This is a genomic window from Halostagnicola sp. A-GB9-2 (assembly GCF_030068615.1).
Taxonomy (GTDB): domain Archaea; phylum Halobacteriota; class Halobacteria; order Halobacteriales; family Natrialbaceae; genus Halostagnicola.
In genome coordinates this window covers 234399-253878 of record NZ_JASJOC010000003.1, presented here as the reverse complement: position 1 = coordinate 253878, position 19480 = coordinate 234399, and the positions used below count along the sequence as shown (strand labels likewise).

Genomic DNA, 19480 nt, shown 5'->3' with positions numbered 1-19480 from the left:
GGGCGTAGACGTCGACCAAAGAGCTGTTAGGCCGGCGACAGTCTCTCACGTATCCAACAAACACTTATAAACCGGACAGTAATTCTCACGTATGAATCGTCGAAGCCTGCTCGCCGGCGCGACCGTCCTCGGGATATCGAGCGTCGCCGGTTGTCTCGGGACGATCGGAATGGACGAACACGAAGCGTCACCCGCGAGCGTCGACGAGTCTGCACGCGAGGAGACCGGATACGAACAGAGCGCGGTCGTCGAAGACACCCTCGAGGAGTCGGTTGATCTCGTAATCACCTCGGAGGAAGTGAGCGTGACGAACTACGTCACTGAACACGAGAAATCGGTGTCGGTCGGGCCGCTCACGCTGGACGACGGCGGCGTCTTCCTCGTCGTTTCGACGCCTCAGGTTAGCATCCTCGGCCAGCAGTTCAATCCCGTCGAGGATATGTCGGCCGGAGAGTTCGTCGCAGAAATCGAAGACAACTACGACGGGATGGAGAACGTCACTCCGCAGGGAGAGGAAACAGTGACAATCCTCGATCAAGAGACGACCCAGACCAGATTCACCGCCGACGCGACCTACGACGGCTCGAGCGTCGAGGTTTCGATACACATCAGCGAAGCGGTCGAAACCGACGACGACCTCCTCGTGACCGTCGGCGTGTATCCAAACGAACTCCGGGACGAAGAGGAACCGAACGTCATCTCGCTCATGGAGAGCGTTTCCGACGTTGCACCCGAAGGCGGCGACGAAAACGGAAACGAGTCTGAGGACAGCGAAAACGGCGATGGGGGCGACGAAGACGAGGACGAAGGTATTTTGGGTATTTGAACGGTTCGAGGCGAAAGACGGACGGATCGTTCGACACGACACTTTTCACCGAATCGAATCCAATCGTTGCGAACCCGAATAGTTCGGTCCGCGAGCCACGACCCGGTATCGTTCGAACCCGACATCCCTTTACTCGAGCCCTGAATACGGGTCGGTATGTTCCTAGCCCTACGCGAATCGGTCGAAGGCGCCCTCGAGGGGGCGCTCTCGGCCCTCGAGTACCCGACCGGGGACCTCGGGATCGAAGAGCCGCCCGAAGACGTCGACAGCGTGATCGCCTCGAGCGTCGCCTTCCGACTGGCGAGCGAAGCAGGCGCGCCGCCGCCCCAGGTCGCCCAGCAACTCGCGGACGAAATCTATACCGACGAACTCGAGTACGTCGCTCGAGTCGAAACGCAGGGTCCGTATCTCAACTTTCTGCCCAGCGACGCCTACTTCAAGGCGACCTTACAGCGGGCCACCGACGAGCGCTACGGCCACCTCGAGGATCGGGACGAATCCGTCGTCGTCGAGCACACGAGCGCGAACCCGACAGGGCCGGTCCACGTCGGCCGCGCCCGGAATCCGATCATCGGCGACGCCGTCTCGAACCTCCTCGATACGGCTGGCTACGATGTCGACCGCCACTACTACGTCAACGACGCGGGACGGCAGATGGCCGTCTTCACGTGGGCCTACGAGACCTTCGACGAGGCGGACCTCGAGGACGAGCCCGAACGCGACCGCATCGAGTACGATCTGGTTCGATACTACCGCAAGGGCAACGCCTATCTCGAGGACGCCTCGGAGGCCGAGGTCGAGGAAGCCGAAGCCGAAATCGAGTCGATCATGCAGGGCCTCGAGGCCGGCGACGAGGAGGCCTACGAGCGCGTTACCGAGGTCGTCGATCAGGTGCTCTCGGGGATGAAGACGTGTCTCGCCAGACTCCCAGCCGAGTTCGACGAGTTCGTCAAGGAAACGCGGTTCATGAAGGATGGCTCGACCGACGACGTCGTCTCGCGACTCAAGGAACTCGACGGCGCGGTCTACGAGGAAGATGCCTGGCAACTCGAGCTCGAGGAGCAAGGCATCGACAAGAACCTCGTCTTCTTGCGCTCCGATGGCACCTCGCTGTATCCGACCCGGGATCTGGCCCACCACGAATGGAAACTCGACAACTACGACCGCGCCGTCACGGTGCTGGGCGAGGATCACAAACTGCAGGCCAAACAGATTCGAACGACGCTCGAGTTACTTGGCAACGACACGGACGGCCTTCGGCAGGTGCTTTACTCCTACGTCAACCTCCCCGAGGGGAAGATGTCGACCCGCCGTGGAACGGGCGTCGACCTCGACGACCTCCTCGACGAGGCAATTTCGCGCGCACGCGACGAAGTCGAAACACGTCTCGACGACCGCATCCGCGACGACGATTTAGACGACGAGGACATCGAGCGCATCGCCCACCAGGTCGGCATCGGCGCGGTCCGGTACGATATCGTCTCGAAACAGCCGACGAAGGCGATTACTTTCGAGTGGGAGCAAGCACTCGATTTCGAGGCCCAGTCCGCGCCGTACGTCCAGTACGTCCACGCGCGCTGTTGTGGGATCCTCGAAGAGAGCGACGCTGCGGACGACGCCGACGCGGCCGTCGAAAACCTGTCGGCGGCTGCGGACGCGGATCTTCTCGAGACCGAGGCCGAACGGAACCTCCTCGAGACGATCGGACGGTTCCCCTCGGTTATCGACGAGGCGGCCGAAGACCTCCAGCCACATCAGGTGGCGACGTACACCCGCGAATTCGCGGACGCGTTCAACACGTTCTACCGCGAGTGCCCGGTCCTCGCCGACGACGTCGACCCCGAGGTTCGCGAGGCGCGACTCGCGCTCGTCGCCGCGTCGCGACACACCGTCGCGAACGCGCTGTCCGTACTCGGCGTCGCCGCTCCGCGCTCGATGTGAAAAACGGGCGTCGCAATCTCTCCGCGAGACCGGTCCGATAGCGGTGGCGGCGGAGGCTTCCCTCGCGGAACCGGTCCGGGACGGTGGAATGGTGTCTCTCGCATAGTGATTATTAGTGAGGGAAGCCACCACAGCCGAGATCGTATGGTAGCCAAACGTCTTGTTCTACATCAGGAACCCAGCCGGACCAAGTTGTACGAATCCCCCATTCGATGTCCGCTTCAATCTCAATGATTCGAGTAGACCCTCCACAGTTATCAGAATATTTGGCAGCTGCCCTCGACCGGCGAAGCGTCCGTGCATTCGGTGAAGCTAATGTATTCGATTGCGCTGTCGCCTGCCTCCCCAGGCTCAAGCGTCCCGTGGCGTGTACTCCAAGCCAGTTCGGTGTTGTTCACCGTGTTACATGTGATTTCAGAACACAACCAGTTAGTCAGATGAAACGTAATTGAGACCAACAGCGACGATCGTGATCAGTACACCCACCCAAATCAAGATGTAGCCCGCTCCCTCGGGGGTAGGGCCAATTTCCCGGAGCAGCAGATCGATTCCAGCGACTATCGAAATTTGAAAGCCGAGTATCCCGAGTAATATATCGTCCATGTTTGAAATGATATAATTTTTCTATTAAATATGTTGCGATGACACTTAAGAAATCATCCGAGAAGAATGTCACGAGTCCGGTCGTTGAGGTTTTCCTCCCCTGTTGTATCCTTCCTATGGGTCGAAATACGTTCTCGAGAGTACACTGAAAGGTGAGGATGTCAGAGAACTCTTAACAAACCGGGATGATGGTGTTTCCGGGTTGTCTCCGCGATTCGTCCGGTGGTGTTCAGATGAGGTTCAAGGAGTGAGTCGTGGCGTTTTCTGAGTGATTTATGTCCGAAAACGCACACTTCACGGGAATTATCGGCCAGATAGACTCGGATTTTGTGGAGCGGAAAGCAACACCGCGACTGTTGATGAAGTTCAGTATTCAGCTCCACCTTGCTGGACTTTCGCTTTCGAATACTGTTCGAGTCCTCGAGGTATTTGGTGTTGATCGGGCCCGATCGACCGTTCACAACTGGATTTACAAGGCCGATCTACAACCGGAATCCGGTCGGAGTCCGGATCACATCGCGGTTGACGAGGCGGTGATCCGACTCGACGACGAACAGTTCTGGTTGTACGCTGCCGTTGATCCTGAATCGAACGAATTGCTCCTACGAAGCTCAAGTCGACGAGAACCAAAGTTCTCGCGAGCGGCTTCATTCGTGAGCTTCGAGAGAAACACGACGGTCTCTCGAGGGCGAGCGCTTATCATCCAGAAACCTACTCGTTTCGAACGCAACCCGTGAGTCTGAAGTAGTTTATCGAAACCGCCGACCGTTCGAAGCTATCCCTTGCCGTGGTCAACCGCGAATCGTGGTTCGTCGTGTACACCCCCGAAGAACCCGCTGGCACCCATTCGGCACTGGTCGCTATCGAAACGAGTCCCCGCTCGTGGGAGGGCTTTTGGACCTTCGATCCGGAGTCGGTAACCGAAATTGACTCGTACATTCGAAAGACGCTGTAGGCACCAATCGGATCATGGTTCGAACGCGACTCACTGTAGCCACTGGTGCGAGCGCCGTCTCCGAAAAAAGTCAGTGTCCGACTACGCGGTTGCGAGAGCTTTGTGTTTGAACTCTTCTTCGGACATGTTGTTCTCGATGAACGCGACTGCCCACGCGACATCAATGTAGAAGCTCAACACCGTATCGCCGTCCGTGTTGAAGATCGTAAACTCGATCGTCTCGATCGATTCCACGAACGTTTCCGGATCGTCGATCGCCTCCGCGGCGACGATGCCGAGCTCCTCGACGACCGCGTAGAGTTCGTCCTGGCTCAGCGTGTCCTCGAGCGTTACCTCGACATCGACGTGATAGCCGTCGCGTTTGATGTCGTCGACTTTCACGTCCGTGTGACCGAGATCGATCTTATCTTTATCGAATCCGGGGACTTCGTCCGATTCCTCGTCGTCGGAATCGTCGTCGCTTTCGTTTCCATTACTATCGTCGATACCATTGTCGCCGTCATCTCCACTACCGTCACCGCCGTCGTCATCACCGCCATTCTCTTCACTTGTACTGTCTGAACAACCCGCGAGTGCGGTTGCGAACACGGCACCACTGCCGAGGAGGATCTTTCTTCGCTCCATATTCACCCACTCCAGACCACCCCTGATTAGTAATCATATCATTCTTTCCGGAATGGGTTGCTATCCGGAAATCTTTCCTGTAACCCCTCGCTATCGGGCAGTTGGCCGCGAATAACCGTTCAGAAGCCGTGGTAGTACGTCGTGCAACTATTCAGGTGCCGATTTATCGGGTCAGTACTCACCCAAATCCGCGCTCGTCGATCAGCCACAGAGAGTCCGTGCGCCCGAAAGAGTCGAAGGTCGTCGTGGTAGCAAGGAGCTACCCGGACGAAATTCGTGATGGTGGGAAAAACAGCCGGATTGCCCACAAAATCTTTCGCGGTAGTGGAAGACGGAGCACCGGGTCGTGCCCAAACCAGTCGTCGATCAGGAATCGGTCTCGGCTTCCGTGATACCCTCCGGGCGGTCTTCAGCGGAAGCCGAGCCGTCCACGGATGAATCCGACGAACCGGACGCTTCACCGCCGGTTCTTCCGGCGATAGCTGGTTCACCGCTGGGACCGTCCGACCCGTCCGCGGTAGCCATACCCGAGACGATCTCAGAAAATTCGGCTGCCAGTTGTTTGTACGCGACTGCGGCGGGACGCTGGCTGTCGTACACGACGAGAGGCGTCCCGGCGTAGACGCTTTCACGGACTGCGGTGTCGTCCGGGATCGCACCGACCAGCGGAATGTCGAGCCGGGAGGCGATGTCCTCGGGGGAAACGTTGCTCTCCGAGCGGGTCCGAGTAACGATCAATCCGCCGGCTTTCCCCTTGGCGTGATCGGTCAACTCGAGGGTCTTTTTGGTATCGTGGACCGACGCGGGTTCCGGCGTCGAGACGAGCAAGACGGCATCTGCGAGTCCGAGCGGGAGAACGGTTTCGTGGCTGACGCCAGCGCCGACATCAAGGAAGACGTACGAAAATTCGTCGCGCAGTTCGTCGACGACCTCCCGGAGTCCCTCGGGCGAGGTCTCGGCGTACTCCTCGAGTCCAGTTCCGCTCGGGACGGCCACAATATTGTCCGTCAACGGATACGTCGCGTCCGCGACCGAGGCGTTTCCGGCAAGCACGTCGTGTAGGGTGGTCGAATCCGTACTCAAGCTGACGAACCCCGCGAGGTTTGCCATTCCCAGGTCGGTGTCGACGATCGCCACGCGCTCGCCCGTCTGTGCCAATGCAGTACCGAGGTTTACCGTCGTCGTCGTCTTCCCAACACCGCCTTTTCCACTCCCGATGGCGAATACCGTCTTGTCGGACATATTGATTATATCGCCACAGTGTGGCGGGAACACCTTAAATCGTGACATATATCCTTCCATAATCGATCCGGAATTTAACTCAGTTAGTGGAATGGCCGAACCGAATTCGATCACAACTCTCGATCAATCCCGGAGAAAATTGGCGTTCACGCCGACCGCGAGCCACTTTTGCGCGCGTGCTCGAACAGGTCAACAAATACTTACCCGCAGCAGTGCTTTGTACGACCAATGAGTCAGGAGGGCGAGCAGGAACACTCCGACCGGAAGAAATACGAATTCCGGAAGGTTATCGAGGATCTCAAGAATTTCGAGGGGTCGGGAACTCAACTCGTTACGATCTACGTTCCCGACGACCGCCAGATTAGTGACGTCGTCGCACACGTCACCCAGGAACACTCCGAAGCGGCCAACATCAAGTCAAAACAGACTCGGACTAACGTTCAGGACGCGTTAACGTCCATCAAAGATCGGCTTCGATATTACGACACCTTTCCGCCAGACAACGGTCTCGTCCTGTTCTCGGGCGCCGTCGACTCCGGCGGCGGCAGGACAGAGATGGTCACAAAAGTCCTTGAGAGCCCGCCCCAACCCGTCGAATCTTTCCGTTATCACTGTGACTCTGACTTTCTCACCGAACCGCTCGAGCACATGCTCGCGGACAACGGCCTGTACGGCCTGATCGTGCTCGACCGGCGCGAGGCTAACGTCGGCTGGCTTCGAGGCAAACGCATCGAACCGGTCAAGTCCGCCTCCTCGCTGGTCCCCGGCAAACAGCGAAAAGGTGGTCAGTCCGCCCAGCGATTCGCTCGACTCCGCCTCGAGGCGATCGACAACTTCTATCAGGAGGTCGCCGAGATGGGCAACGACCTGTTCGTCCCCAAACGACACGAGATGGACGGCATCCTCGTCGGCGGTCCGTCACCGACCAAAGACGAGTTCCTCGACGGCGACTATCTCCACCACGAGATTCAGGACAACGTTATCGGCAAGTTCGATGTCTCTTATACCGACGAATCCGGCCTGAAGGAACTCGTCGACAACGCCGAGGACGCCCTCGCCGACGCGGAGGTAATGAAGGAAAAGCAGGAGATGGAGCAGTTCTTCGAGGAGCTCCACGCCGGCGAGAAGGCGACCTACGGTTTCGAACAGACGCGAGACAATCTCATCATGGGGTCGGTCGAAACGCTGTTGATCAGCGAGGATCTCCGGTCCGACGTCGTCATCTTCGACTGTCCGGAGTGTTCGAACACCGATTACGAAGTGATCGATCGGCGCAAATCGACGCCGGACCACGAGTGTACGGAGTGTGGCACTGCGATCGAGGCCGACGAAGAGAATCGAGAAGACGCGATCGATCACCTCATCGAAATCGCCGAACAGCGCGGCACCGAGACGAAATTTATCTCGACCGACTTCGAGAAGGGTGAACAGCTGTACAACGCCTTCGGTGGCTTTGCAGGGATCTTGCGTTACAGTACGGGCGTCTAGCGATAGCGGCCAAGGGAAGCGTCATCTGGACCGAGAACTTTTTAGCCGCTCCTCTGCGTCCAATAGGTGAGATGGGGAACTCGAGTGCAGATCCCGATATTCTTCAAACGGTCGCCAAGCGATCGCCACTGCTCGAGCGACTCGAGGACGGTCCGGCGGCCAAGCCCGAACTCATCGAGGTCCTCGATTGTTCCCGGTCGACGATCAATCGAGCCATCCGCGAACTCGAGGGATTAGACTGCATTCGGCGAACCGACGACGGCTTTCAACTGACCGTCGCGGGTCGACTCGCGCTATCCGAGCATCGCCGAAGTCTCCGGACGTTCGAATCGGTTTCTCAGCTGAGCGATCTATTGCGAGACTTGCCAGCCGAGACGCCGATAGCCGTCGAGATGGTACGCGGTGCGACTCTGCTCGAGACCCCACCGCACGCGCCGAGTGAACCGCTCGAGGAAATTATCGACCTGATCGGTCGGGCCGACCGGATCCGCGGGATGGCTGCGGCCGACAGGATGCCGAAGTTCCGACAGCAGTTCTACGACGGATCCGTTAACGGAGATCTCGATGTCGAACTACTTCTCACGGAGGATCTCGCGAGGTTTACGCTGACAGAATACACGCAGCGACTCCGCGAGTTGATCGTCGACGGCGGCGTCGATCTCTACGCAGTCGAAACGGTGCCCTACGAGCTATCGATCGTCGAAACGCCGACGAAATCGGTCGTCTACGTCATCCTGCTTAATTCGGACCTGACACACCGGGGAGTAATCCGAAACGACTCCGCGGACGCAATCGAGTGGGCGCACGGATTGTTTCGGCGGCATCGGGCAAGCGCGACCTCGTTGTCCCCGTTCGACGATCGCTGATAGGGTCGGTTGTACGCCATTTCCGGCCATTTGCCACCCCGACCTGGCGACAAACCGGTAAACAGGGACAACCGACCCTATGAGCCGCCGCCTGCGCTCACAGCGTCCCGCGCAGATAGACCGCATCGTCGGTGATCTTCTCGATGCTCCCCGAATCGAGCGGGTGCGCCTCGTCGGTAACGGACCCCCAGCCGAGTTTCGCTTTGATCGTCTCGGTGAGGCCAGGGTCGAGAACGACGTAGCCGCGACCGTTCTCCACGTCGGCGATGCGCCCGACTGCAGTCCCGTCGGCGTTTAGTACGCGCTTTCCGGTGTCCGAGGGTTCGAGTTTCTCCCGCATAGTGTAGTTCCGGCGTTCGACTTCGTTGAATTCGATCGGCGCGACTGCCGTTTCGGTCGGCGAACGGCTGGTTTTTCGGTCAGCGTGCGTTCGTCCGACGCGCAATCGATCGTCCACAATCACAGGACGATGTTCGCTATCGAGTATCCACCGTTACGCAGGAACGCACACTAGATAAACCATCGAAACCGTTGTCATAGCTCACAGAATGTTACTTCCCGGAACGAGCCCGAACGGAGGCGAGACTCCGATAAGTTCACCTTGTCGCCTCGAGTCGGACGGACGATGGGTTCTCTCCGATCGAACCGCTCTCGACGACGGCCGCCGATTCCCAGCTCCGATGACCGTTTCGTACGATAAACGAGCGACTTCCGCGAATAACAGAAGGGTTATGACCGTCCTACCGTAGTATTATTCGTCTCCATATGGCATCGTCTTCGATCGCGACCGCCGTCGATGATCCCCGAGTCACCCCCCAGTTTTGTCGCTCCGTTCGGCATCCCGACGGCGACGTCGTTCTCCTCGGCGTCGTCCACGACCACCCGGCGAGCGTCGGCCGCGTCCGGACCGTCCTCGAACGGGCCGAGCCCGATATCCTCGCCCTCGAGTTGCCCTCGGCCGCCGTGGCGTTGTACCGAGCCTACGCTCGAGACGATCGGTCGCCGCCTCGGTTCGGCGGCGAGATGAGCGCGGCGATCGACGCCGTTTCGAACGCAGATATTACTGGTATCGACGCCCCGAACTGGCCGTTCTTCCGCCGCCTCGTTGCTCGACTCGTCGCCGATCGCGTCTCGCCCTCGACTGCCCGCCGCGTCGTCTCGAGCCTCGGAGGCGCGACGCGGGATGCGCTCACCTGCCGCGTCGCTGCGACACTGACAGACGTGACCTCGATGACCGTCGCCTGCGATGAACCGATCGATTACTCCTGCGAGCACGACGACGACCCGGAAACCCAGGCCGCTCACGAGCGGGCACACGTCGCGGGCGTCCAGGCGCTTCTCGGCGGGACAACGGGGACCCCGCCGAATTCGGTCGACTACCGCGACGAGACCCGCGAACGGTGCATGATCGAGAAACTACGAGACCACCGAGAGCGAGGGTCCGTCGTCGCCGTCGTCGGCGTGGACCACCTCGACGCGCTCGAGGCCGGATTATCGGCCTCGACGTAGGTCCTGGCCGGTGGGAGTACGCGATTCCTCGATCTCGAGAATCAGTATCGCACCTCACAAAGAGATCTTGTCCTCACGAAAGTAGATATTACCGGGACTCACAGCGATTCAGGCAGTCTCACAGCGATTCAGGCGGTGGTAGAATGCTATCGATGAATCGACGACACGCAGTTCCAGCAGTACGTGAACGTCTGGTCGGACTTGTTTCGAGCGCCACAGTGGGGACACTGCATCGTGTCGCCGTCGAACTCGAGGGTCTCTTCGAGTTCCGACGGGTCGTCGAACGCTTCCCGAGCGGGATAGCGTTCGTACGGCGTCTGGGGTGACGATTTCGGACGGCCCTGATCCGGTTCTGAAAACGACGGCGACGACGCCGTGTCGTCGCTCGCTCGGCGGACGTAGAAATAATACAGTAACAAGTGGAGCAGGGCGAACAGGACCACGTAACCGGCGAGCCACCCCCAGGGGTCCATGTGTGAACATAACGCACTCCACACACTTGGCTATTCCCTGCGTTCAAGCCATGAGAGAGTCAGCGTCGGGAGACAGTTCAATCAGTTCGGGGATTCGAGATCGCGCTGGAACTCGTCGAAGACCTCGAGGTTGTCGTCCAGCTCGTACTCGAGGTGGCGTTGCTCCTGTCGGTTGACGCCGGCGTCCTCGATCGGCGTGGCGACGGACTCCCAGCCGGGTTTGATTTTGACGCTTTTGGCGGGCATCCCGACGGCGATGTGGTGGGCGGGAATGTCGTGCTGGACGATCCCGCGTGCGCCGACGATCGCGTTCTCGCCGACCCTGTTGCCGGCGCGGACCATCGAATCGTACGTGAGACGGACATCGTCTTCGACGATCGTGTGGAAGTTTCGAACCGCCGTCTGGTCGACGACATCGTGGTCGTGGCTGTAGACGTGAACACCGTCCGAGATCGAGACGCGGTCGCCAATCGTTAGCTTCCCTCGGTCGTCGAGGTGGGCATCGTCGTGTACGACCGTGTTGTCGCCGATCGTGATGTTGTGCCCGTACGTGAACGAGATCCCCTTGAAAAATCGGCAGTTCTCCCCACAGTCCTCGAAGAGGTGGTCCGCGAGCATCCTGCGGAATCGGAGCGCGAACTCGACGTTGTCCGCGATCGGGAGACTGTCGAACTGCCGCCAGAGCCACTGGAGGTGTTTCGACCTGCGGAACGTCTCCTCGTCCTTTTCGGCGTAGTACTCGCTCTCGAGGGTCGTGTGACACGGGTCGTAGCTCTGTAGTCGGACGCGTTCGGCCGTCGAGACCGACGCTCCGGCCTGCCATCGATCGTAGGCATCTCTGTCACCGGAGAGGTCGATTAGGACGTCTTCGACGACGCTGCACGTATCTTCGTCGCCCGAGAGTCGGTCGTCGACCTCCGCTACGAACTCCCGCATCCCCGCCTCTGCCTTCTCGGGAAGCGAGACGTACCGCTTTGTCATATAGACGTATTACTCACGGGGAGGTCATAGGGGTTCGGTTGTCCGATCGACTTGCCGGACCTCCGCGTTCCTGTCAGCGTAAAATGTTTTTGAGGGCGGTACAGCCTCAAGAAAACACGAGCGATGCGAGACGAGCAACCACGAACGCACACAGAACACCAGCGATCAGAACCACCGTGATAACCATCAGGAATCCGATGACGGTTCCCAGAACAACACCCACCATTCCCAGCGGACCGGGAAGAGCCACCGCCCCGGACTGGAGGAGGAACACACCGACGACCGCTACGATGACGGCGATCGACGCGAGGACCCAATGTCTCTTTCGAGAGCGGAACTCGTCCATACGCGCATCTAGTAGACAAATACCGTAAGGGGTTCGATCTCCCCGTGGACGGCGTGTCCGATCGCGGCGTTGACGGTATGGCCGCCTTGAGACACCACCGTATGGCGGGCGGGTTCCCACCGAATGGGCACGTTCCGTACACCCTAAGTCCCCTCGCTTCGAACGATCGCATATGCATTATAGCGAACTCGGCGACTCCGGCCTCGAGGTCAGCGAGGTCGGCTTCGGCGCGTGGGTCGTCGGCACCGACTGGTGGGGCGACCGCTCCGAGGAAGACGCGATCGAGATGGTCCGGTACGCCGTCGAGCAGGGCGTCACGTACATCGACACGGGCGACGTCTACGGCCACGGACGGAGCGAGGAACTCATCGGCGAGGCGCTCGCCGACGTGCGCGAGGACGTGACCCTCGCCACGAAGGTCGGCTACGACTTCTATAACAACCCCCAGGCGGGCCACGGCGAGCTCCCCAAGGAGATGGATCCGGAGTACCTCCGCGAGGCCGTCGAGAAGAGCCTCGAGCGCCTCGAGGTTGAGACGATCGACGTGCTCCAGCTCCACAACGCGGACGCCTCCGAAATCACGCCCGACGTACTCGAACTGCTCGACGAACTCGAGGAGGAAGGAAAGATCGACGCGACCGGGCTCGCGCTCGGCCCCTCGATCGGCTGGCTCGCGGAGGGCGACCTCGCCATCGAAGAAGAGTTTGACTCCGTCCAACTCGTCTGGAACATGCTCGAACAGGAGGTCGGCAACCACTTCCTCGAGACGATCGACCGAACCGGCTCGTCGACGAGTCTCATCCCCCGCGTTCCCCACTCCTCGGGCATCCTCAACGAACAGGTCACCCCCGAGACGGAACTCGGCGAGGGCGACCACCGCGGCTTCCGTCCCGACGAGTGGTACGAGACCGGCTGGGAGAAACTCGAGGCGCTCCGGTTCCTAGAGCGGGCGGAGTCGGGCTCCGCGAATAGCTCGAGCGTGAAGGGGTCGCGAGAGCACGCGGACGCCGTGGAGGGAGAACGCACGATGGGACAGGCCTCGATCGCGTGGCTTCTCTCACACGACGCCGTCGCGACTGTGACACCAACCTTCCGAACGAAGGCGGACATCGACGAGTGGGCGGCCGCAAGCGACGTCCCCAAACTTACCGACGAGGAGATGGCCCGCGTCGAGGAACTGTACGAGAACGACTTCAATATCGACCGCGACGACGGCATGGACTCGCTTCGCTCGTCGGTCGACGGTGCGGATATCGAGTCGGCAGGACTCGACAAGCTGGCCGCCGACTGACCGGCTAAATGCCTTTTCAGCGTTCGGCGTTTTTGCCCCATCGCTCGAGCCACTGTTCCCACGTCACCGACCCGACGGTCCGTTCCGGACACGTCGACGCGCCGGAGCGGAACCCACGGGCGATCGTTCCCGGAATTGGTACGGAAACGATCGGCCGCCGCGCGGATCGAGCGTCACGGTACGCACGCGCAAGGTCGGCGGCAGTTCGAACCTCCGGGCCGCCGACGGGTGGCACCCGCCCACCTGGCTCAAGCGTCGCGAGGTCGACGATCTCCGCGGCGGCCTCTCCGGTGTCGATCGGTTGCATCCGAAAGTCGGTCGGCATCGGCCAGACCGGCAGCCGCGAGACCACCGTGAGTACCTCGAGGACGAACTCGTGAAACTGCGTCAGGCGAACGATCGTCGAGGGAACGGCGTGTTGCTCGACGATTCGCTCGGCGGTTCGCTTGTGTTCGTAGTAGGAGTAAGGAATCTCGTCGACGCCGACGATAGAGACGTAGACGACGTTCGAGACGTCGGCAGCGTCGGCGGCCTCGAGGAGCCGTTCGGTCCCGCGAACATCGACCGCCTCGCTGTCTCCTCGAGGTGCGGTGGCCGCGTGGACAACGACATCGACGGTTTCGGTCGCGTCCGAAAGTCCGGTCCCATCCACCAGGTTCAATTCGACCCACCCCGCCTCGTCGGCTTCTACCGGAGGCGACCGACTCGCCGCGCGAACCTCGTGATCCGCGTCGCGCAATCGGGGGCGCAACGCTTCTCCGAGCGTCCCCGTCGCGCCGGTAAGGAGCGTCCGAATTGTTCCGCTCATGTGCGTCTAAAGCGTAGCGGCGAGAGAGTAAGTCAATACTACCGGACCCGTCTGCGGGGTTTATACGGTGAGAGAGGACAGAACACGTATGAAATACGTTCGGCTCACTCTCGACGCCGGCGGTCGTGCGGATGAGATTCATCCGATGTACGACCTGCTCGTCGACGAAACGGTTGTCGACCGAGCAACTGCGATGCACTGGAATATCACGGACGAAGAGCTCGGGATCATGCACTTCGTCGAGGGCGACGCCAACCAGTTTATCGCGGCGCTCGAGCGAATTCCGGAAGTACGTGCATACGAGATTGCGCGGGCAGGTGACGGGAAGTTTTACGTCTACGTGCGTGACGAGATGAGCGAACCGCTTTGTGACCTGTTTTCGGAGCTCACCCGCAGTCCGGTCGTCGTGATTCCGCCCGTCACTTATGAAAGCGAAAGCGGCACGGTTTCCTACGCGGCGTTCGGCCCCGCAGGCGAAGTGCAGACAGCTATCGACCGTATTCCAGAGCCGATCGAGGTGACGGTCAGCGAAATCGGCGGACTGTCGGCCGTCCCCGGTATTCACGAACCGCGACTCTCACCCCGACAACGAGAGGCGCTCACGGTCGGTCTCTCGCACGGATACTACGAAATCCCCCGCGAAGCCAGCCACGTGGATGTCGCGCGTGCGATGGGATGTGCACCGAGCACCGCCGCCGAGCACCTCCGAAAAGGAGAGGCGAACCTCCTCCGGTCGGTGCTCCGGGACTAACTGGATAAGCAGGCGAAAGCGCCCGGTGAAAGCCCAATCAGGTAGTTTAAATCGAATCGCTCAGTGATGGATGAGTATGGCTATCACGGAGGAAGCGATTCGATGAGTGCGATTCGACTCTTGGAGCGCATCGGTGCGTTCACGAGCACGTACTTCGTCGTCTGGATTCTGCTCGGCTCGGCGCTTGCACTGTACTCGCCGTCGACGTTTACACCCCTGGGGGAGTACATCCCGGTGTTTCTGGGCGTCATCATGCTCGGCATGGGACTGACGCTCACGCCAGCGGATTTTCGACGAATTCTCGAGCGGCCGCGAGACGTGTTCATCGGTGCGGCGGCCCAGTGGGTGTTCATGCCGGTGTTCGCCTATTTGCTCGTCGTCTTGCTTGGTCTGCCGTGGGAGATCGGAGTCGGGCTGATTTTGCTCGGTGCCGCGCCGGGTGGAACGGCCTCGAACGTGATGACCTACCTCGGCCGCGGCGACGTCGCGCTCTCGGTGACGATCACGTCGGTGACGACGCTCGCCGCGCCGCTCGTGATGCCGGCGTGGGTCGTATTACTCGCGGGAGAATCGGTTACCGTCACCTTCGGCGCGATGGCCGAGGAGATCGTCCTTATCGTGTTGATCCCGGTCATTGCCGGGTTAGGCCTGCGAATCGTACTCGACAGGTACGCACCGACAGCCGCGGAAGCAGGCCTCTCCGTGTTCCCCGCGATTAGCGTGCTCGCCATCGTCCTCATCGTCGCCGCGATCGTCGGCCTCAACGTCGAGGAGATCCTCGCCGCGAGCGCAGTCGTCTTCCTCGCGGTGATCGTCCACAACGCGCTCGGGCTCGGTGCCGGTTACGGCGCTGGCTATCTGACCGGGATGAGCACGGACCGAGCGCGCGCCTGCGCGTTCGAGGTCGGTTTGCAAAACAGCGGGCTCGCCGTCGCGCTCGCGGTGGCGTTTTTCGACCCGATCGCCGCACTGATCCCGGCCCTGTTCAGCGTCTGGCACAACATCTCCGGACCCGCCCTCGCGACGGTTTTCACGCGGCGAGACGACGTGTCGATCACGGAATCCGACGCGACGTCGACTGCAGACTGAATCGGGACCCATCGTCCTCGCCCACCGTCAAGATCGCGCCCCCATCATCGCAACTCTCACTATTTTTGATGGGTTCCGCGTCCGAATCCCCTTAATCACACTTAATTCCCTTGAGGATACGCTTTTCACGCCGGTCGTTGTGCCACCTGATATCATGACCGAGATCACGTACGTCCAGAAGGCGTGTGCCTACGTGACGCGCGACACGGGCGAGTTACTGGTGTTCGACGGACCGGGACACGACGGCCTACAGATTCCGAAGGGAACCCTCGAGCAGGAAGAAACCCCTCGAGAGGCGCTGTTCAGGGAAGTCATGGAAGAGAGCGGACTCGGAACGCTCGGCGCGACCCGCCACCTCACGACCGACGTCTGGACGCGACGAGAGTCCCCGCCCAAGCGCTACGTGCGCCACTTCTTTCACGCGACCGTCCACGAACCGCGCGACGCGTGGACGCACACGGTGACGGACGGGGGCGGAGAACACGGTGCCGAGTTCGAGCTCTACTGGGTTGACCCGGCAACGGACCGTGAGTTCGCGCTCGATCTCGACGACTACGCGCACCTTCTCCCGACGTCCGACCTCCCCGGCGAGCCGGTCGAACACGCCGGCGATATCGCGGCGGCCTCGGACTGAACTCGAGTCGACAGCGACGCCTCGCTTGCGCTACTTCGAAAGCGCCCGTTCGACGGCTCCCGCGACGCTTCGGGCCTTCTCCGCCAACTCCGTCGAAACAATGTCATCTGCGACGGCCGCCTCGAGTTCGGCTTCATCGACGATTTCGACTTCTCCGTCGGGCGTCCGAATGACATCGACGTAGAGATCGACGTACCGAACCGTCTCGGGGAAGAGTTCGACCGGCGTACAGACGTTGACGTAGGTTCCCTTCGTCGAGCCGTCGTCGGCTTTGTACGTCGTCGGGTACCACCAGCGCCCCTCCCGGAACTTCGTGACGGCCGTGTCGCCGTCCTCCTTGGGGGTACCGAGCGCGTCGTAACTGCCGCCCCCGCGCATGCTCCGCTCGAGCGTGAGCTTCCCGTCTGGTTCCCAGTCGGTTACGTCGCCGTAACCGAGCGATATCAGCCGCCCGTCTGGTTTGCCGTGTCCGATCTCGATCCGGTCGCCCGAGTCGGGGCCGAACTGTTTGACAACGGCATCGAAGGGGAACGCGCCGTCCGCGCCTTGGCTCGGATCCGCCCACGAATGCCAGTCCGAGTTCGAGTCCGAACTCGAATCGACCGCGAGAGAGCCACGGACGGCTTCGGCAAAGTCCACGGCCGAACTCGCCGCTCTGGTTGCGGCCTTGGTCCGGTGATGACCCGGCATCGTCGTCTCGACCGTGCGTCGGGCTTCGTCGAGCGCGAACCGCGATCGGCGACCGAACCAGAGCCAAATCGTGGTCTCCGTCGCGACGAGTTGTGACGGCTCGTCCGGCTCCGAAGGAGCGTCTGCGAGTTCGCTCTCGAGCGCCGCGGCTCGCTCGGCGATCGCCGCCAGCGCGTCGCCCATCGCCTCGAGGTCCGCGTCGGCGGCCGTGTGGTGCCAGCGGAGTCCCCAGCCGTCGGGAACGTCCGTCGAAAGCAGGTCCGTCATGCCGACGAGTTCGTTGGCGCGCTCGCCCGAAAGCGCGGCCGAGACGCCGGTTCGGTCCTGAGAGAGCGTACAGAGGCCGCTCCGGACTTCGAGCGTCGGAACGACGCGAGGCCGGTCGTCGACCCACGGCGGCGTCGACTCGCGAACCTGCACGCGATACCGATCGCCCGAGTCGACGTAGCCGTCCGCGTCGTCGTAGTTGAGATAGCCGCGGCGGCCCTCGCCGAGGTCGACGACCGCGCCGCTTCCGCCCGATGCCTCGAGCACTTCGGCGTCGAAAACGGCCCCGTCGGAAACCTCGCTCTCCCAGCGGAAGGCGTCGATGGCGACGGACTCCAGTTCGTTCGCGATGGTTTCGACGGCCTCCGGCGGGCCGGAGACCCCGACGCCCTGCCTGTCTCGAGTGGTGTCGACGGTGACGGCCGCGGGAGCGACTTCGAACTCGTCATCGAAGCGCTCGCGAATCGGTTCGGAGGCCTGCACGACCTCGAGGTCGGCCTCTCGGAGCAGATGTGTGACGGCGGTCGTGTAGATTCCGCGGACGCGAGCCGTCGTCATCCCTCGCCCTCCATCGTTTCGTTCTGGGCCGTTCTCGTATTCCGCTCGCTCATCGGAGGGTGTCGCGATCCGGTGCGAATCTGACCCGGCCGTTGATCGTCGGCCCGAGAGTCAGTTCGACGTGTTCGTCCTCGAGAATCCGCCCGCCCTCGACGTAGACGCCCCAGCTGTCGAATCGGAGCCAGCCGCGCATCTCGTCGGCGTGGGTCATCAGATCCAGGTACTCGACGGCGTGTTCAGGGTGCTCCTCGCTCGAGTGGGCCATGTCCATATCGGAGTAGACCGTTTCGTGCTCGTCGAAAAACGCCTCGAGCGCGTGGGCGTCGTCCTCGACGGCCTCGACGACGGCCGTCGACGCCTCGCGGAGATCCTCGGTCTCGAGGCCGACGTCCCGAAGCGCGCGTTGGGTTCGCTGATCGAAGTGCATACGACCCCGTACGAAGGGGAGGCCTTTGTGGATTCCGTGTTCACTGAGCGGAAACGTCTTTCCGAACGGGCGGTGATTTGCGTGATATGCCACGGCGACGCGATCCGATCGAACGGGCCGCAGACGACTCGAGGGATTTACAGGAGGTATCAACCTGGGAGCCGCGCTCGTTGCTCGACCGGTTCGCCTACGGCGTCTACACCGCACTCAGCTACGGATTTCCCGCCATCGTCTTACTGGTCGCGCTGGCGATCACGGCGTCAATCCTGTTGTCTCCAGCCATCATCGTCGCCGAGCAACCGCTTGTGAGCGTCTTCTTCCTGCTGTCGGTCGTCCCCGCCGCGTTGCTCGCGGCGTACATCTGGTACGCGGATATCACGACGAGAGAGCCCCTCGGTCTGCTCGTCGCGACGTTCGTGCTGGTGATCCTGTTTGCACCCTTCGCCGCGGTTATCAACACAGTCGGCGGCGAGTTCATCAATAGGGCGACCGTCCTCGGCAGTCTTCTCTTTTTCTTCCTGATCGTCGGGCCCGTCGAGGAAGCCGTCAAACTACTCGCCGTTCGCGTCTACGCCTACCGAAGCAACAGTTTCGACGCGGTGATCGACGGCGCGGTGTACGGTGCCGTCGCGGGACTTGGCTTTGCCTCCATCGAGAACGCGATCTACATCGGGGGCTACCTGACCGACCTCGAGTCGGGGACCGGACTGTTCGTCGCCGCAACCGAAATCGCGACGACTCGAGCGCTGGCCGGTCCCGGCCACGTTATCTACTCCGCCATCGCGGGATTTTACCTCGGGTTGGCGAAGTTCAATCCGCAGAACGCGGGTCCGCTAGTCGTCAAAGGACTGCTGGTCGCCGCGTTCGTCCACGGATTGTACAACTCCACCGTACAGTTCGTTCCGGCGATAGCCGCCGAGTTGTTGGCAATCGGGCCCGACGCCGCCTTCGTCGGCTTCGTCGTCGCGTTCAACGCCATCTTCGGCTACTACCTCTACCGAAAAATCGCCCATTACCGGCGGACGTACCGTGACGTTCGAGAAGACATCGCCGATCGGGACCTCACGCCGGAACGGACGGAGTTCGAACCGGCTCAGCGATAGCGAGTGCT

General features: G+C 61.1%; 21 protein-coding genes and 1 pseudogene. 12 read left to right on the top strand and 10 right to left on the bottom strand.

Going from position 1 to position 19480, the window contains the following annotated elements; translation table 11 throughout:
* Positions 1 to 91: 91 nt before the first annotated feature.
* Together QNM96_RS09740 and argS are read left to right on the top strand one after the other, a co-directional pair.
* Positions 92 to 826 (top strand): DUF6517 family protein, encoded by a 735-nt coding sequence (locus QNM96_RS09740; RefSeq protein WP_283835996.1) that lies wholly within the window; start codon positions 92 to 94, stop codon positions 824 to 826.
* Positions 827 to 982: 156 nt separating this feature from the next.
* The gene (gene argS, locus QNM96_RS09735; RefSeq protein ID WP_283835995.1) at positions 983 to 2767 is read left to right on the top strand and encodes an arginine--tRNA ligase; all 1785 of its coding nucleotides are present in this window, start codon (positions 983 to 985) and stop codon (positions 2765 to 2767) included.
* A 429-nt stretch (positions 2768 to 3196) separates the two neighbouring features.
* Here argS and QNM96_RS09730 read toward each other — a convergent pair whose 3' ends face one another.
* Positions 3197 to 3370, bottom strand: coding sequence for a hypothetical protein (locus QNM96_RS09730; RefSeq protein WP_283835993.1), 174 nt, complete (start codon positions 3368 to 3370; stop codon positions 3197 to 3199).
* Between the two features lie 275 nt (positions 3371 to 3645).
* Between QNM96_RS09730 and QNM96_RS09725 the strand changes: the two are divergent.
* Positions 3646 to 4046: pseudogene (locus QNM96_RS09725) on the top strand (DDE-type integrase/transposase/recombinase); the annotation flags it as partial.
* Between the two features lie 138 nt (positions 4047 to 4184).
* Positions 4185 to 4325 carry a hypothetical protein gene (locus tag QNM96_RS09720; RefSeq protein ID WP_283835992.1) on the top strand — a complete coding sequence of 47 codons (141 nt, stop codon included), beginning with the start codon at positions 4185 to 4187 and terminating at the stop codon, positions 4323 to 4325.
* Positions 4326 to 4406: 81 nt separating this feature from the next.
* Here QNM96_RS09720 and QNM96_RS09715 read toward each other — a convergent pair whose 3' ends face one another.
* Together QNM96_RS09715 and QNM96_RS09710 are read right to left on the bottom strand one after the other, a co-directional pair.
* The gene (locus tag QNM96_RS09715) at positions 4407 to 4949 is read right to left on the bottom strand and encodes a hypothetical protein (protein ID WP_283835991.1); all 543 of its coding nucleotides are present in this window, start codon (positions 4947 to 4949) and stop codon (positions 4407 to 4409) included.
* A gap of 366 nt (positions 4950 to 5315) precedes the next feature.
* Positions 5316 to 6191 (bottom strand): MinD/ParA family protein, encoded by an 876-nt coding sequence (locus QNM96_RS09710; RefSeq protein WP_283835990.1) that lies wholly within the window; start codon positions 6189 to 6191, stop codon positions 5316 to 5318.
* 228 nt (positions 6192 to 6419) lie between these two features.
* On the opposite strand from QNM96_RS09710, the gene prf1 reads away from it, so the two are divergent.
* Together prf1 and QNM96_RS09700 are read left to right on the top strand one after the other, a co-directional pair.
* A complete protein-coding gene (gene prf1, locus QNM96_RS09705; RefSeq protein ID WP_283835989.1) occupies positions 6420 to 7679 on the top strand; it encodes a peptide chain release factor aRF-1 in 1260 nt (419 codons plus the stop codon).
* Positions 7680 to 7750: 71 nt separating this feature from the next.
* Positions 7751 to 8545, top strand: a complete 795-nt coding sequence (locus tag QNM96_RS09700) for a transcriptional regulator (RefSeq protein WP_283835988.1) — start codon at positions 7751 to 7753, stop codon at positions 8543 to 8545.
* Positions 8546 to 8642: 97 nt separating this feature from the next.
* Here QNM96_RS09700 and QNM96_RS09695 read toward each other — a convergent pair whose 3' ends face one another.
* Positions 8643 to 8885: a PRC-barrel domain containing protein gene (locus QNM96_RS09695; RefSeq protein ID WP_283836369.1), complete on the bottom strand. Its 243-nt coding sequence runs from the start codon at positions 8883 to 8885 to the stop codon at positions 8643 to 8645.
* A gap of 425 nt (positions 8886 to 9310) precedes the next feature.
* Here QNM96_RS09695 and QNM96_RS09690 point away from each other — a divergent pair, with 425 nt between their 5' ends.
* A complete protein-coding gene (locus QNM96_RS09690) occupies positions 9311 to 10054 on the top strand; it encodes a hypothetical protein (protein ID WP_283835987.1) in 744 nt (247 codons plus the stop codon).
* Between the two features lie 146 nt (positions 10055 to 10200).
* On the opposite strand, the gene QNM96_RS09685 is transcribed toward QNM96_RS09690, so the two are convergent.
* The 3 genes from QNM96_RS09685 to QNM96_RS09675 all read right to left on the bottom strand — a co-directional run bounded on the left by QNM96_RS09685 (position 10201) and on the right by QNM96_RS09675 (position 11854).
* Positions 10201 to 10527 carry a hypothetical protein gene (locus QNM96_RS09685; RefSeq protein ID WP_283835986.1) on the bottom strand — a complete coding sequence of 109 codons (327 nt, stop codon included), beginning with the start codon at positions 10525 to 10527 and terminating at the stop codon, positions 10201 to 10203.
* A gap of 81 nt (positions 10528 to 10608) precedes the next feature.
* Complete coding sequence (locus tag QNM96_RS09680; protein WP_283835985.1) at positions 10609 to 11508, bottom strand: acyltransferase; 900 nt, start codon at positions 11506 to 11508, stop codon at positions 10609 to 10611.
* 106 nt (positions 11509 to 11614) lie between these two features.
* Positions 11615 to 11854, bottom strand: a complete 240-nt coding sequence (locus QNM96_RS09675; RefSeq protein WP_283835984.1) for a hypothetical protein — start codon at positions 11852 to 11854, stop codon at positions 11615 to 11617.
* A gap of 172 nt (positions 11855 to 12026) precedes the next feature.
* Here QNM96_RS09675 and QNM96_RS09670 point away from each other — a divergent pair, with 172 nt between their 5' ends.
* Complete coding sequence (locus tag QNM96_RS09670) at positions 12027 to 13145, top strand: aldo/keto reductase (protein ID WP_283835983.1); 1119 nt, start codon at positions 12027 to 12029, stop codon at positions 13143 to 13145.
* Between the two features lie 16 nt (positions 13146 to 13161).
* Here the strand turns inward: QNM96_RS09670 and QNM96_RS09665 are convergent, their stop codons facing one another.
* Complete coding sequence (locus QNM96_RS09665; protein WP_283835982.1) at positions 13162 to 13953, bottom strand: NAD(P)H-binding protein; 792 nt, start codon at positions 13951 to 13953, stop codon at positions 13162 to 13164.
* A gap of 88 nt (positions 13954 to 14041) precedes the next feature.
* Here QNM96_RS09665 and QNM96_RS09660 point away from each other — a divergent pair, with 88 nt between their 5' ends.
* From QNM96_RS09660 to QNM96_RS09650, 3 genes are all read left to right on the top strand, one after another.
* Positions 14042 to 14704 (top strand): helix-turn-helix domain-containing protein, encoded by a 663-nt coding sequence (locus tag QNM96_RS09660; RefSeq protein WP_283835981.1) that lies wholly within the window; start codon positions 14042 to 14044, stop codon positions 14702 to 14704.
* 102 nt (positions 14705 to 14806) lie between these two features.
* A complete protein-coding gene (locus tag QNM96_RS09655; protein ID WP_283835980.1) occupies positions 14807 to 15793 on the top strand; it encodes a bile acid:sodium symporter family protein in 987 nt (328 codons plus the stop codon).
* A 154-nt stretch (positions 15794 to 15947) separates the two neighbouring features.
* Positions 15948 to 16427: an NUDIX domain-containing protein gene (locus tag QNM96_RS09650; protein WP_283835979.1), complete on the top strand. Its 480-nt coding sequence runs from the start codon at positions 15948 to 15950 to the stop codon at positions 16425 to 16427.
* Between the two features lie 30 nt (positions 16428 to 16457).
* Here the strand turns inward: QNM96_RS09650 and QNM96_RS09645 are convergent, their stop codons facing one another.
* On the bottom strand, positions 16458 to 17942 hold the full coding sequence (locus QNM96_RS09645) for a DUF402 domain-containing protein (protein WP_283835978.1): 1485 nt from the start codon (positions 17940 to 17942) through the stop codon (positions 16458 to 16460).
* Positions 17943 to 17991: 49 nt separating this feature from the next.
* Positions 17992 to 18369 (bottom strand): hypothetical protein, encoded by a 378-nt coding sequence (locus QNM96_RS09640; RefSeq protein ID WP_283835977.1) that lies wholly within the window; start codon positions 18367 to 18369, stop codon positions 17992 to 17994.
* Positions 18370 to 18455: 86 nt separating this feature from the next.
* Between QNM96_RS09640 and QNM96_RS09635 the strand changes: the two genes are divergently transcribed.
* Positions 18456 to 19472, top strand: a complete 1017-nt coding sequence (locus tag QNM96_RS09635; RefSeq protein ID WP_283835976.1) for a PrsW family glutamic-type intramembrane protease — start codon at positions 18456 to 18458, stop codon at positions 19470 to 19472.
* The last annotated feature ends 8 nt before the right edge of the window (positions 19473 to 19480 follow it).